General features: G+C 44.5%; 12 protein-coding genes and 1 pseudogene. 8 read left to right on the top strand and 5 right to left on the bottom strand.

The annotated features are described in order from the left end of the window. On the top strand, positions 1-375 hold a 375-nt coding region (locus tag I8752_RS13240), incomplete at its 5' end, for a transposase (protein WP_214432785.1). A 96-nt stretch (positions 376-471) separates the two neighbouring features. On the opposite strand, the pseudogene I8752_RS13235 reads toward I8752_RS13240, so the two are convergent. After that, positions 472-637 (bottom strand): annotated as a pseudogene (locus tag I8752_RS13235) (DNA-binding response regulator); the annotation flags it as partial. A 239-nt stretch (positions 638-876) separates the two neighbouring features. Between I8752_RS13235 and infC the strand changes: the two are divergent. Continuing rightward, complete coding sequence (gene infC, locus I8752_RS13230; RefSeq protein WP_214432787.1) at positions 877-1365, top strand: translation initiation factor IF-3; 489 nt, start codon at positions 877-879, stop codon at positions 1363-1365. A 1-nt stretch (position 1366) separates the two neighbouring features. On the opposite strand, the gene I8752_RS13225 is transcribed toward infC, so the two are convergent. Then, positions 1367-1579, bottom strand: a complete 213-nt coding sequence (locus I8752_RS13225; protein ID WP_214432784.1) for a hypothetical protein — start codon at positions 1577-1579, stop codon at positions 1367-1369. 80 nt (positions 1580-1659) lie between these two features. Then, entirely contained in the window at positions 1660-1908 is a 249-nt protein-coding gene (locus I8752_RS13220) for a hypothetical protein (RefSeq protein ID WP_214432783.1), read from the bottom strand. A gap of 119 nt (positions 1909-2027) precedes the next feature. Between I8752_RS13220 and I8752_RS13215 the strand changes: the two genes are divergently transcribed. The 3 genes from I8752_RS13215 to I8752_RS13205 all read left to right on the top strand — a co-directional run bounded on the left by I8752_RS13215 (position 2028) and on the right by I8752_RS13205 (position 10423). After that, positions 2028-2831 (top strand): SDR family NAD(P)-dependent oxidoreductase, encoded by an 804-nt coding sequence (locus I8752_RS13215; RefSeq protein WP_214432782.1) that lies wholly within the window; start codon positions 2028-2030, stop codon positions 2829-2831. A gap of 69 nt (positions 2832-2900) precedes the next feature. Beyond that, positions 2901-2999 carry a XisH family protein gene (locus tag I8752_RS13210; RefSeq protein WP_214432781.1) on the top strand — a complete coding sequence of 33 codons (99 nt, stop codon included), beginning with the start codon at positions 2901-2903 and terminating at the stop codon, positions 2997-2999. 764 nt (positions 3000-3763) lie between these two features. Further along, complete coding sequence (locus tag I8752_RS13205) at positions 3764-10423, top strand: HAMP domain-containing protein (RefSeq protein WP_214432780.1); 6660 nt, start codon at positions 3764-3766, stop codon at positions 10421-10423. A 144-nt stretch (positions 10424-10567) separates the two neighbouring features. On the opposite strand, the gene I8752_RS13200 is transcribed toward I8752_RS13205, so the two are convergent. Next, positions 10568-11233 carry a class I SAM-dependent methyltransferase gene (locus I8752_RS13200; protein ID WP_214432779.1) on the bottom strand — a complete coding sequence of 222 codons (666 nt, stop codon included), beginning with the start codon at positions 11231-11233 and terminating at the stop codon, positions 10568-10570. A gap of 67 nt (positions 11234-11300) precedes the next feature. Between I8752_RS13200 and I8752_RS13195 the strand changes: the two genes are divergently transcribed. The 3 genes from I8752_RS13195 (at position 11301) to I8752_RS37320 (ending at position 12884) form a co-directional block, all read left to right on the top strand. Then, entirely contained in the window at positions 11301-11708 is a 408-nt protein-coding gene (locus tag I8752_RS13195; RefSeq protein ID WP_214432778.1) for a hypothetical protein, read from the top strand. 103 nt (positions 11709-11811) lie between these two features. Next, positions 11812-12585, top strand: a complete 774-nt coding sequence (locus I8752_RS13190; protein ID WP_214432777.1) for a hypothetical protein — start codon at positions 11812-11814, stop codon at positions 12583-12585. 155 nt (positions 12586-12740) lie between these two features. Continuing rightward, on the top strand, positions 12741-12884 hold the full coding sequence (locus I8752_RS37320; RefSeq protein WP_225895636.1) for a hypothetical protein: 144 nt from the start codon (positions 12741-12743) through the stop codon (positions 12882-12884). A gap of 39 nt (positions 12885-12923) precedes the next feature. On the opposite strand, the gene I8752_RS13185 is transcribed toward I8752_RS37320, so the two are convergent. Next, positions 12924-14663 carry an iron uptake porin gene (locus I8752_RS13185; protein ID WP_225895635.1) on the bottom strand — a complete coding sequence of 580 codons (1740 nt, stop codon included), beginning with the start codon at positions 14661-14663 and terminating at the stop codon, positions 12924-12926. Positions 14664-14735 lie beyond the last annotated feature (72 nt).

Below are 14735 nucleotides of genomic sequence, written 5' to 3'. Positions count from 1 at the left end.
GTCTTATTCTCGACAGATATCAGCCAATCGCCAGACGAAATTTATCGTTTCTACAAACTGCGCTTTCAAATCGAATTCATCTTCCGTGATGCTAAACAGTTTACCGGACTGAGTGATTGTCAAGCCCGTGATGTCAAAAAGCTTGATTTTCATTTCAATGCTAGTTTCACTGCTTTAAATCTTGCCAAGCTCGATGCTCATCAACAGCAGTCTGCTCAAAAACCCTTGATCTTTTCTATGGCAAGTGTCAAGCGACGGGCACTCAATGACCATTTGCTCGACACCTTTATTTCAATGTTAGACCTCTCGCCAACTGTAATTAAATCCCATCCTAACTACCAAAACCTACGAGCTTACGGCGTTATTGCTGCTTAATTTTGTCCAGAGTATTGTAGTATGAAGAGTTACTAAAAATAGCTCTTACTCCCCCAGCCCCCCCAGCTCTGCTATCTCACGAAATCGCGTTGCTCCCAAAACTACTAAGTCTGGGTCATAAGAGCGAAACGTTAAGAGTGCTTCTTCGCCATCACCTGCTGTGACCACATCGTAACCAATCATGGAAAGTCGCGTCTCCAAAATCCGGCGAATGCTTGCAACGCCCGTCTACCACCAAGATTTTTTCTTTATGGCTTTCCACGGTTTCAATACTTGTGTGCAGTTAAAAAATTATGATATTCGAGCAATTCACTGTTGAAGTTCTTGCTCTTATATATCTTATTTAAACTTTTGTTAAGTCCCAATTGCCGAATATGAGAAGACAGGTTTTGCGAATCGGGTTAAACGGCATATTACGTTACTATATATTCACAAGAGCATTGTATTAAGCAAAGCATTACTTGAAAATACCAAGTCTCGAATCATTGAGAGGAAAAGCTTATCGGAATTCAAAAGCAACTAATTAACTCGCAAATCAAGTCACCCCAAGTTTTCTTGATTGACCATGAAAATAACAATCGTGGTTTGACCAATACTAGTGAAGCTTTACAGTTAGCCCAAAGCGCAGAACTTGACTTAGTTGTAGTCTCCGAAGGCAAAGACGCTCCAATAGCCAAGATTCTCAACTATGGTAAGCTTCAGTATCAAAAGAAAAAGCGTCAGGGGAACAGTGCTAGACCGACAGTTAAGGAAATTCGCCTGCGTCCTAATATTGGTATGGCTGATTACAACTTACGTATCGAACAAGCTGTTAGATGGTTGAGTAAGGGCGATTCAGTCAAGTTTGCCATTCGCTTACGAGGTCGAGAGAATCAATATCGCGAGCAAGCTGGAGAATTGTTAGAACGAGTAGCAACTGCCCTAACTCAAGTAGGTAAAGTCCAATCACTGGATAAACGTTCACTTACTGCTCAAATTATTCCTGCTTAAATTAATTTCCTAGCTCTTTTTTAACCCAGAGTCGAATGGCACGCTTGTTATCGGCAAATCCAATATTCATAAGGATGAGCGGGTGTGGGCTGAGTGGGTGTGGGGTGTAGTGGCGAAGAAGTTTATTAATTTTCGCACTTGTTTTTAATTTTCTTGATTTTTTCCCTACACCCGACACCCGTTGCGCCACACCCTGCCCTGACGCTTGTTTCACGTCTTCGAGCGTGCCATTCGGCTCAAACTCTTTCTCTCCCTGCCCCCTGCCTTAGCCCAACAATAATTATTTACGCCGACCTACTTTGTTTTTCCTTGGTGCAGCGCATCACGAATTGAGCTGAGAATAAATTTTGGCATTTTGGCAGAACTATTAAGGCAAAGACGCAGCAGTCGATCCCGAATTTTTGGGATTGGCAAAGCATTGACATCGAATTTACCGCTATCTTCAATATAGTAGTGGTCTGTCCCATTAATTTTGCTAGCTTTAAAATTATCCCTTGTCCCCGTATCCCCGCGTCCCCGCGTCTCCGTATCAGCCCTAACCATTCAGAGCTAATGGAACAGACTAGTAGTAACCTCTTTCGGTGATTGTGAGGGTGACAATGCGGCATTTGGGATCTGCTGCGGACAATTTGCAATAAATCTTCAAATAAGAGGATGAGATTATGACAGCAAAGGCAACCTATCAGTTTATAGGCAAGAAGATTCTGATTACAGGTGGTGCGGGAGATATTGGCAAAGCAACTGCACACCGTTTTGCTGCTAATGGTGCAAGCGTAGCTTTGCTAGATTTGAATGAACCGAAGATGGCAGATGTGGCTGGGGAACTAAAAGATTACAACGTTCCAGTCGGCACGTTTCGCTGTGATGTTACATCTGCTGATGATGTTGCCAAAGCCTTTACTAGTGCTGTCGAGCAACTTGGGCGGATTGACTATGTATTTAATAACGCGGGTTATCAAGGAGTATTTGCCAAGACCGATGAATATCCTGAGGATGACTTTCAAAAGGTCATCAACATTAACGTTGTCGGCGTTTTTCATATTCTCAAAGCTGCTGCACAGCACCTACGCTTCGGTGGTGGAGGTGCGATCGTCAATATGGCGAGTTATGCAGGGGTAGTCGGGCCGCCAAATATGTTGGCATACGCCGCTTCTAAGTTTGCGGTGATTGGAATTACTCAGACAGCAGCAAAAGACTTGGCTCCTTATGGCATCCGGGTGAATGCACTCTCGCCTGCTTTGATCGGCCCTGGTTTTATGTGGACGCGGCAAACTCAATTGCAAGCAGCCGTGGGTTCGCAGTATTTTGATGCCGAACCCAAGGTAGTGGAGCAACAGATGATTAATTCAGTACCGATGCGCCGTTTAGGAAGTCTAGAAGAGGTGGCCAATGGGGTAGCATTTCTGATGAGCGATGAAGCAAGCTACATTACTGGATTTAACTTAGAGGTTACTGGAGGGCAATAGAAATTTCCAGAGAATTGAGCAAAATTTGGATTTTTGAGCGAAATGAATTCTTTTGGCTAGCTGTCTACAATGTCTGCAAGAGATACGTTTCATGAACTGGTCAGGGATGCCCTTAACATGAAAATTCAGGCGCGATCGCAACTTGGTTTTCATCAACTAGCTTTGTAGATAGCTGATGGAGAAAATCTCTATGTGTATTGCTCGCTGATTCGTACATAGCAATTACTTTTCGCTTCTTATATCTAGAGTTGCTTGTATTCTTTTTACGTGCTAAAACTCAACTGTCCTGCTATCGGTTTTTATCGTGCAAAATGTCTCAGACGACCTCAGCGTTTTTGAACCCTTTAGACACCATCACCGAACAAAGTACCCTTTCAGTGGAAAACTTGCAGCAAATTTATTTTTTACGATAGTGCGAGTTACGATCGCTTCAAAGAAGTAAAAAGCTTTTTAGCTTTTGTTAACGAAGATTAACCATAAGAGTAATGGAAAATTCACGCTCGTATTTTTGCTTTTAATTGCTCACAGCAAAATTCTATAGAAGATATCTGGTTGTATATTGCAACAAGAGTTTGTGGATGTCTGAATGGTTTGTTTGAAAAACTGTGTTTGATTTTATGTGTCTCATCATGTACGGAGTTGTTTCAAGTCCTATAAACAAAAGTGCTTGAACCTCTGAAGAAGATATAGCAAGTAATCATTAACTGAACCTTATATTATTTCAAAATATTTGCCAGCTATCCCAACCAGTAAACTAATAGCTATGATTGGCTAAGTAGTGTTTCTGGCAGTAGTTACGGTTATACAGAAAGTGCAGGGACTAAAATTAACCCAAATGTTTCTAAGGTAAATGAGTGCTAAGTAATACCTGAAAGTTTCTTTAGGTAAGTACGTTATGCAAAAACATCCAAAAATTTATTCAGGATAAGACTATGACTGCTGAACAGTTAACTATAGATAGCGACAATCTAGATTTAAAACAACTACTGAGAACGCTGACTGCTGTTAAACAAGGTGACTTCTCGGCACGGATGCCTGTGGATCGAGTTGGGATGGCAGGTAAAATAGCCGATACGCTCAACGATATTATTGAGCAAAACGAGCGGATGGCAGCAGAAATACAGCGGATTGGCAATGTAGTTGGCAAAGAAGGTAAGATTGCCGAACGCGCTTCTCTAGGAAATGTTCGTGGTTCTTGGTCAGATTGTGTGACTTCTGTCAATACTCTAATTACAGATTTAGTTCAACCGACATCTGAAACTACTCGCGTGATCCGGGCGGTAGCCAATGGGGATTTATCGCAAACGATCGCTACAGAAATTGATGGCAGACTCCTGCAAGGAGAGTTTCTGCAAACGGCTAATATCGTCAATACAATGGTAGACCGACTCGGCTCGTTTGCTAGTGAAGTGACGCGGGTGGCACGGGAGGTGGGAACTGAAGGAAAACTGGGCGTACAAGCCCAAGTACGAGGTGTGGCAGGCACTTGGAAGGATTTGACCGACAATGTGAACTTGATGGCTGGTAATTTGACTGGTCAAGTTCGCAATATTGCCGAAGTTGCCACCGCGATCGCCAATGGCGACCTTTCCAAAAAAATCACCGTCGATGTCAAAGGCGAAATTTTGGAACTCAAGAACACCGTCAATACGATGGTGGATCAGCTCAACTCTTTTGCATCGGAAGTAACCAGAGTTGCCCGTGAGGTGGGAACAGAAGGGAAGTTGGGCGTACAAGCAGAAGTGCGGGGAGTTGCAGGAACCTGGAAAGATTTGACCGACAACGTGAACTTAATGGCTGGCAATCTTACCGCCCAAGTTCGTAATATTGCCGAAGTGACAACGGCGGTGGCAAATGGCGACCTCTCGAAGAAAATCACCGTCGATGTCAAAGGCGAAATTTTAGAGTTGAAAAACACCGTCAACATCATGGTGGATCAACTCAACTCCTTTGCAAGTGAAGTAACCAGGGTTGCCCGTGAGGTGGGTGCAGAAGGAAAATTAGGCGGTCAAGCTGAAGTAAGAGGGGTTGCTGGTACTTGGAAGGATTTGACGGATAGTGTGAACTTCATGGCGGGCAGTTTGACAGCCCAAGTGCGGAACATTGCCGAAGTGACAACGGCGGTAGCGACAGGCGACCTTTCTAAGAAAATCACCGTCGATGTCAAAGGCGAAATTTTGGAGTTGAAGAACACCATTAACACGATGGTGGATCAACTCAACTCCTTCGCATCGGAAGTAACCAGAGTTGCCAGGGAGGTGGGAACAGAAGGAAAATTGGGCGTACAAGCAGAAGTGCGGGGAGTTGCAGGTACTTGGAAAGATTTGACCGACAACGTCAACTTAATGGCGGGTAATTTGACTGGTCAGGTGCGGAACATTGCCGAAGTTGCCACTGCGATCGCCAATGGTGACTTGTCCAAGAAAATTACTGTCGATGTCAGAGGTGAAATTTTAGAGTTGAAAAATACCATCAATATCATGGTGGATCAACTTAGTTCCTTTGCATCGGAAGTAACCAGGGTGGCGCGGGAAGTAGGCAGTGAAGGTAAGCTAGGCGTACAAGCTGATGTTAAGGGCGTTGCAGGTACTTGGAAAGACCTCACCGATAGTGTGAACTTCATGGCGGGAAGTTTGACAGCCCAAGTGCGGAACATTGCCGAAGTGACGACGGCGGTAGCAACAGGCGACCTTTCTAAGAAAATCACCGTCGATGTCAAAGGCGAAATTTTGGAGTTGAAAAACACCATTAACACGATGGTGGATCAGCTTAACTCCTTCGCTTCGGAAGTAACGCGGGTGGCGCGAGAAGTAGGAAGTGAAGGAAAACTCGGCGTACAAGCAGAAGTGAGGGGCGTTGCAGGTACTTGGAAGGATTTGACAGATAGTGTGAACTTCATGGCAGGAAGTTTGACAGCCCAAGTACGGAATATTGCCGAAGTGACAACAGCGGTAGCCAACGGTGACCTCTCAAAGAAAATCACCGTTGATGTCAAAGGCGAGATTTTGGAGTTGAAAAACACCATTAATACAATGGTGGATCAACTCAGTTCCTTTGCATCGGAAGTAACGCGGGTGGCGAGGGAAGTAGGAACCGAGGGGAAATTAGGTGTACAAGCCGAGGTGCGAGGCGTAGCGGGTACTTGGAAAGATTTGACTGGTGCGGTGAATATGATGGCGGGGAACCTCACCGACCAAGTACGGAACATTGCCGAAGTTGCCACTGCGATCGCCAACGGTGACTTGTCCAAGAAAATTACCGTCCAAGTCAAAGGTGAAATTTTAGAGTTGAAAAACACCATCAATATCATGGTGGATCAACTCAATTCCTTCGCTTCAGAAGTAACGCGGGTGGCGCGAGAAGTAGGAAGCGAAGGTAAACTCGGCGTACAAGCCGATGTCAAGGGTGTTGCAGGTACTTGGAAAGACCTCACCGACAGCGTGAATTTCATGGCGGGAAGTTTGACAGCGCAAGTGCGAAACATCGCCGCCGTGACAACAGCGGTAGCGAATGGCGACCTTTCCAAGAAAATTTCTGTTGATGTCAAAGGTGAAATTTTAGAGTTGAAAAATACCGTCAACACGATGGTGGATCAACTCAACTCCTTCGCCTCGGAAGTAACGCGGGTGGCGCGAGAGGTGGGAACCGAAGGAAAATTAGGCGTACAAGCAGAAGTCAAAGGAGTAGCGGGAACTTGGAAAGACCTCACCGACAGCGTGAATTTCATGGCGGGAAGTTTGACAGCCCAAGTGCGGAATATTGCCGAAGTGACAACGGCGGTGGCAAACGGCGACCTCTCGAAGAAAATCACCGTCGATGTGAAAGGGGAAATTCAGGAACTCAAGAACACCATTAATACAATGGTGGATCAACTCAACTCCTTCGCCTCGGAAGTAACGCGAGTTGCCAGGGAGGTAGGAACCGAGGGTAAATTAGGCGTGCAAGCTTATGTTCGAGGAGTCGGCGGTACGTGGAAAGATTTGACCGACAATGTGAACTCGATGGCGGGGAACCTGACAGCCCAAGTGCGGAACATTGCCGAAGTCACAAAGGCGGTGGCAAATGGCGACCTCTCGAAGAAAATTACCGTTGATGTCAAAGGCGAAATTTTAGATTTGAAAAACACCATTAATACAATGGTGGATCAACTCAGTTCCTTTGCATCGGAAGTAACGCGGGTGGCGCGGGAAGTGGGAACCGAAGGGAAACTGGGCGGACAAGCCTTGGTTCAAGGAGTTGCAGGCACTTGGAAAGATTTGACCGACAACGTGAACTCGATGGCGGGGAACTTGACAGCCCAAGTGCGCGGTATTGCGAGAGTTGTGACGGCGGTTGCTAATGGCGACTTGAAGCGGAAACTGATGTTGGATGCCAAAGGAGAAATTGAAACTTTGGCGGAGACAATCAACGAAATGATTGATACCCTAGCGACCTTTGCCAATCAGGTAACAACGGTGGCAAGGGAAGTGGGAATTGAAGGAAAATTAGGCGGTCAAGCAAGAGTACCTGGGGCGGCTGGAACTTGGAAAGATTTGACCGATAACGTGAACGAACTGGCTGCCACACTCACAACTCAGTTACGGGCGATCGCAGAAGTAGCGACAGCGGTGACGAAAGGCGATCTAACTCGTTCTATCGCCGTGGAAGCCTTGGGTGAAGTGGCAATCCTCAAAGACAACATCAACCAGATGATTGCCAATCTGCGAGAAACAACCCAGAAAAATACCGAACAAGATTGGTTGAAAACCAACCTAGCTAAGTTTACTCGGATGCTGCAAGGTCAGCGAGATTTAGAAACCGTATCCAAACTAATTCTCTCCGAACTCGCACCCTTGGTAGGAGCGCAACATGGCGTATTCTTCTTGATGGAGACAGCCGAGAGTAATCCTTATCTCAAACTACTCAGTAGCTATGCTTACCGCGAACGCAGACATCTAGCAAACCACTTTCACTTGGGTGAAGGTTTGGTGGGACAATGTGCTTTAGAAAAAGAGCGGATTTTGCTGACGGAAGTACCGAACGATTATGTCAAGATTAGCTCTGGTTTAGGAGAAGCTAGTCCACTCAATGCCGTAGTGTTACCCGTACTATTTGAAGGACAAGTAACAGCGGTGATTGAATTGGCTTCATTCCGCCGCTTTAGCGAAATTCACCTGACATTCTTCGACCAACTCACCGAAAGTATTGCGATCGTTCTCAACACGATCGCCGCTTCGATGCGAACTGAAGAATTGCTCAAACAGTCTCAGTCTCTAGCCGAAGAACTGCAAACCCAGCAAAACGAACTCCGAGAAACCAACAAGCGCCTCGAACAACAAGCCCAATCACTCAAAACCTCCGAAGATTTACTCAAAGGACAACAAGAAGAACTGCAACAAACCAACGCCGAGTTAGAAGAAAAAGCAGAATTATTAGCGCAGCAAAAGAAAGAAGTCGAACGCAAAAACCGTGAAATCGAACAAGCAAGACGGTCTTTGGAAGAAAAAGCCGAACAACTGGCACTATCTTCAAAATACAAATCTGAGTTTTTGGCGAATATGTCCCACGAATTGCGGACACCGCTGAATAGCTTGTTGATTTTAGCTAGGCTGTTGGCAGATAACATTGAGGGGAACCTTACCCACAGACAAGTCGAATACAGCCAGACAATTTACTCCGCAGGAACCGATCTGTTGGCATTAATTAATGACATTTTGGATCTCGCCAAAATTGAATCTGGAACTATGTCAATTGACATCAACCAGATGGTATTGGCAGAATTGGCCGAGCAGATTCAGCGTACTTTTGGGCAAGTAGCTCAAAATAAAGGACTTGCCTTTGCCATTGACTTGGCTGCCGAATTGCCAAATCTCATCCATACCGATGTAAAACGCTTGCAACAAGTGTTGAAGAATCTCCTCTCCAACGCTTTTAAATTTACAGAACGCGGAGAGGTACGCTTACGAATTGAAGTAGCAAACCAAGGATGGAGTCTCAATCAAGAAACCTTAAATCGCGCCCAAACGGTAGTTGCTTTCTCAGTTAGCGACACAGGAATTGGTATTGCCCCTGATAAGCAGAAAGTAATTTTCGAGGCTTTCCAGCAAGCCGACGGCACTACCAGTCGCAAATATGGTGGCACGGGATTGGGCTTATCAATTAGCCGTGAAATTGCCCGCCTGTTTGGCGGAGAAATCAAACTTATCAGTCGTCCCGGTCAAGGTAGTACGTTTACATTCTACCTACCGCAATCCAGTTCTGATTTGCGAGTTCCAAATTCCGAACCGAAAACAGCACTACCCCCCACTCCTCACTCCCCACTCAGCGAGAAGTTGCAAGGAGGGTCTCCCTCCGGGCAAACTTCGGTGACTTCCCACTCAGCACTCAGCACTCAGCACTCAGCACTCTTAGGTGACGATCGCACGATCATCGAAAATGGCGATCGCGTGCTGCTAGTTGTCGAGGATGACATTAACTTTGCGCGTATCTTAATAGATATGGCACGGCAGCAAGGATTTAAAGTGATAACCGCTCAAAGCGGCAGTGCAGGTTTGCACTTAGCACAGCAATTCCTACCTTCAGCCGTTTTGCTAGATATCCGATTGCCAGAAATGGATGGTTGGACAGTATTAGATCGCTTGAAGCACGACCCAAATACGCGTCACATTCCCGTACATATTATGACAGTTGAGGAAGGACGACAACGCGGTTTGCAGTTAGGAGCGATCGCATATCTGCAAAAACCTGTCACCAGCGAGGCAATATCTGAGGCATTAACTAAAATCAAAGGTTTTGTCGAACGTCGGGTAAAGAGTTTGCTAATCGTCGAAGATGACGATACTCAACGCCATAGCATTGTCGAACTGATAGGTAACAGCGATGTTGCTACCACTGATGTTGGTACTGGAAGTGAAGCATTAGAAGCCATCCGTTCTCAGCATTTTGATTGCGTCGTCATCGATTTAGGGCTACCAGATATGACTGGATTTGAACTAATCGAGCAGATTAAGCAACTTCCCAATGGCGAAACTTTGCCAATTATTGTCTACACTGGTAGGGAAATTAGCAAAACCCAAGAAACTGAACTCCGGCGGATAGCGGAAACGATTATCCTCAAAGATGTGCAATCGCCCGAACGTCTCCTTGATGAAACAGCATTATTCTTACACCGAGTCCAGGCGAATATGCCTGCACCTACACGCCAAATATTAGAACAACTGCACTCTAGAGATTACTTACTCGCTGGCAAGAAAGTGCTAATCGTAGACGACGATGTACGTAACATCTTCGCGCTGACGAGTCTGCTAGAGCGCTATCAAATGCAGGTTTTATATGCCGAAAACGGCAGGGAGGGTATTAGAGTTTTGGAAACTACACCAGATATTGATGTAGTTTTGATGGACATCATGATGCCAGAAATGGACGGTTACGAGACAACAAGTCTAATCCGCCAGCACCAGGAATTTCAAAGTTTACCAATAATTGCACTTACCGCTAAAGCCATGCAAGGCGATCGCGATAAGTGTATTGCCGCAGGCGCATCAGATTACATCACCAAACCCGTTGATACCGAGCAATTGCTTTCGCTCTTGCGCGTTTGGCTATATCGATAAATCCTCAAGCTTCTTTGATAATTAATTCTGCGTTGCCCGAAATCCTTAGTAGGGGCGAACGGCCGTTCGCCCCTACATCATTTCACCAGATGTCTAATAGAATATTTTTTTACTTGAAAGTCCTTAAATATTCCCAAGTATGCATTAACGGCGCTTGAGTGCTAAAGTCAGCCCATCGCCAATTGGAACAAGAGAGAGCGTTACCCGTTCGTCATCATGTAACTTTTGATTCAGAGCGCGGATAACTTTCGTACTTTCATCTTGAAATTGCGGATCGGCAACTCGTCCAGACCATAAAACATTATCAATAGCAATCAATCCACCTGGACGTACTAATTCTAGAACTCGTTCGTAATAGCCATCATAATTTTCTTTATCGGCATCGATAAAGGCAAAATCAAATGTCCCAGTTTGACCATCTGCCACTAGTGCATCTAAAGTTTCCAAGCCTGGTGCTAGACGCAGGTCAATTTTATCGGCAACTCCTGCTTGCTGCCAATATCGCCGCGCGATCGCTGTAAATTCCTCACTCACATCACAAGCAATAATCTTACCATCAGCAGGCAACGCTAATGCTACAGAAAGCGAGCTATAACCTGTAAATACCCCAACTTCCAAAGTTTTCTTCGCTCCTATTAGCTGTATTAACAGTCTCATAAACTGTCCTTGTTCTGGTGAAATCTGCATTGTGCCTCTGGGATGGCTGGCAGTTTCTTGACGCAACTTCCAAAGAATCTCCGGTTCGCGCACAGAATTAGATAAAAGGTAATCGTAAAGCTGGGTATCAAGTCCAAGAGTTTGTTTTGACATAATAGATTAGGGAATTTAACGCATCTACCGCTATACTATCGCTGGAGAGTGAAATATCAGAAATTCCATGGTGCGGCTCGTTTTTATCGCAATTTTGCTAGTACTATTGACAGCTTGCGGCAATATTGGATTGCTACCAACTAGCCAGTTAGTGCAAAAAGCGATCGCACTTCAGCTATCGCAAACCCAACAGCAACTCAACCAACAACTGAATTTAGATTTTCAAGGATTTGAAATCAAACGGCTGGCAATTACTCAAGAGAAACCACTAACGATTGAAAACTTACCAGCTTTCCAGGTTCGAGGAACTTACGATTTGATTCTCAAGCTACCAAACAGACAGTTGAAGCAACTGCAACAACCATTTGATGTTTACCTGCAAATTCAAAAAGAAGGCAAAACCTGGCGATTACTACTTCCAGATAAAAGTGGCAAAGATACTCAACGCATCTGGCGTAGTTATTTAATTCAGTGAAATCGTTGTCTTTGTGCAACTAGAAAAACCATCACAAATATATTTGTATAATTGAAAACTCCTAGCCACAATCGAGGTGATAGTTTCACTAAGACAGGGCAAAATGTATTTTAACTTTTTCATCAGTTCCATTGTGGGAATTTTAGTAGCGGTACTGCTAGGTTTTGGCGTGCTGCAATGGTTCCACATACCTGCTGGCAACTTCCTTGACTGGGCGATTGGTGGTGCAAGTTTTTGGTGGTTGCTAGTAATTGTTACCGTCCCTTGGAATGTACATTTTCAAGCCAAAGAAGTTTTAGCAGAAGCAGCACAGTCGCAAGAGAAAGGTATTCCAGTCGATAACAAACAAGTGAAATACGTTCAGGTGTTGGCAAAGCGATCGCTTTGGGTTGCCCTTGCTTTACACGTATTTTCGGCAGTTGGTCTTTATACTCTCGCTGCTACAGGTATTAGTACCGTGGGGTATATCAGTTCTGGTGCAGCTTTGTTATTAACTATTCTCCGTCCAGCTATCCGTGCTTACGAATATTTATATGCGCGGTTGGCGATGATTCGTCAAGAATGGAAATATCCCCGTGAAGATATTGTCGAACTCCGCGATCGCTTTTACTCTTTAGAAGAGAAAGTTCGGCAGATAGAAGAACAACTCAATCCCGAACAACCCTACTCTTTGCCAGCAACCCAACAACGCTTTGCCGAAGAAACTCGCAGAGATTTAGCCCGAATAACTGCTAACTTAGAAGAATTACGCGCTACAAATCAAACCGAACACGAACGACTGGCAAGGGAAGCGAGAAATGCGATCGCGCAACTTTCTACCGACGGACAATTTCTCGACCATGTGCGCGAAATAATTCGATTTTTTAAATCAGCCTAAATCATATTTGTTCGGTCTTGTGAAATTCATCAGATCCAGGTTAGAAACACAAAGTGCGATCGCACTTTGGCCCAAGCGGTGTGGAAGAGTAAGAAAAATCGGAGTAAACCAATTAAAATTACCATTCCACGTTTTCAACAAGAGCGTTGTTTTGCTTGGTTCCAACGAAAATATTGCCAGATAATACGCTGCTGGAACAGACCTTTGGCTATATTGCGATCGCTTTTCTCGTGCAGTCTGTCAGGGCAATTATAGCCGTCGCCAGTAGTGTTAAGACATTAACAGACGATCGAACCTAGACACAAAAAGACTTTTCACCCAGTCCCCAGTCCCCTAGATTAAAATCTGAAGGTAGTACGCAGCCATGCAACTACACTATCAGGATTGCTGTCATCAGAATTTGGTGCAGTAATCCATATTACACCTGGTGTAATAGCGATATTGTCGCTGAGTTTATATTGGTAAAATCCTTCAATATGTAGAGAAGTATCTTTGTCTACTCTACCAGCACCCGCGCCCAAATCAACGTTCGCACTCAGACTAGTGAGTTTCGGCTCCATACCTACAAAAAGACCTCCTAAACTACCTTCTTTAAACAAATCGGGGAATGCTAATCCTAATGCCCAGTCCCAGACATCAGCATCTCCGCGCCCTAGATAGCGGTGTGCTGAATAACCTACCCATCCATTGACTGCAAACTTTGGACTAAATCTATATAACGCCTGTACGCCATAAAGATTTCCGACAGTTCCGGTTCCTGGTACGGTGCTGTTTGCTAGGTTACTGCCGATTACTGGGCCAAAGTTTGTTCCAGTAAGACCTGTGGTATTTGGTGGGCTATAGGTATTGGCGTAAGTTAAAGCCAGCCGAAAATTTTTATTGGGGGTGAAGTATGATAACTGTCCTAAGGCTACATATCTGCCTGAAAATAAGCCATTATTAGGCGCGGGATTGTTACCATTAATGGCGGTATAAGCTAACCCTAATTCAAACTGCTTACCCAATTTCTGGAGTACGGCAATTCCAGGCCCGGTATCTCCATAGTCATAGACCATATTCCGTCGTGCATATCGTGAAATCGCATTAGCAGCAGACCCTTCAAAATAGGGGTTAATGGGGCCAGTTAAGCCGATTTCAAAAACTCCATCGGACTGGGTAAAAATGTTGACTTGGGTAGTTTTAGTAGGTTGAAACCGATAGCGAAGTCCAGCAAGGTAAAGCTGATTGTTTGGAAAAGCCGGACTAGCATTATCTGAAGTTCTTCCGTCAGTAGTTCCAAATAATCCACTTCTTGTTCCTCCTAAAGAGGCTATATTTCCAGCTGTCAGTGTCGTCCGCAACTCATCAGTGCCAGTAAAACTAGTGTTTAACAATAGGCGAACTCGGTCTTGAAATGTAATGTTACGAGGTGCAGGTCGCTTAGTAACAACATTATTACCTGCAAGAATTCCTCCAATTACAGTCTCAACTTCACCTGTAAGTTTAGTTGTAGTGGAAAACTGTTGCGCTTGAATAGTTGCAGTTCGTGTCTCTAGCGCATCTACTCTTCCTCGTAGTGAAGCCAATTCTGTTGTAAATTGACTTTGGAGTTTTTGCAATGTTTCTAAATCTTCTTTTCTAACCAAATCGCTTGTTCCGGCAGCAATCAATTCATTAAGCCGATTTAATACAGCATTTAGCCCTGCTGCAAACTCGTAACGGGTCATTGCGCGGTTGCCTTGAAAAGTCAGATTGGGGTAACCCGCGATCGCACCATATCGTTCTACTAATGATTGCAATGCTACAAAAGCCCAGTCAGATGGTTGTACATCCGTTAATTGTGAGACAGAGTTGACCTGACTCATAGTTGCATCATCTGAAATATCATTGCTTGATGTTACGTCAGGCACAGATGAGCCTATTTGTGACACAAGCGGATTTATTAAAGAATTGTTATTTTGAGGAATAGATGTGGAAGATGCCTCAGAAGATGTTGTGTTTGTAGTAGAAATCTCAGCAGATTTAGATATTTCAGCTTTGATTTTTGCTGGATGAAAAACCACAATCGTTAAAATCTCTAAAAGGGAAAGTAAAAACATTAAGCATCTAAAATTCCAACACAAATTCGACATAACTCCTCAACCTGAAAGATGAATAAACTAGCTCTAAAT

The organism is Dendronalium phyllosphericum CENA369, assembly GCF_016056275.1.
In the GTDB taxonomy this organism is placed as follows: Bacteria; Cyanobacteriota; Cyanobacteriia; order Cyanobacteriales; family Nostocaceae; genus Dendronalium; species Dendronalium phyllosphericum.
Note: the sequence above shows the minus strand (reverse complement) of the source record. Positions and strands in the feature narration are given on the sequence as shown.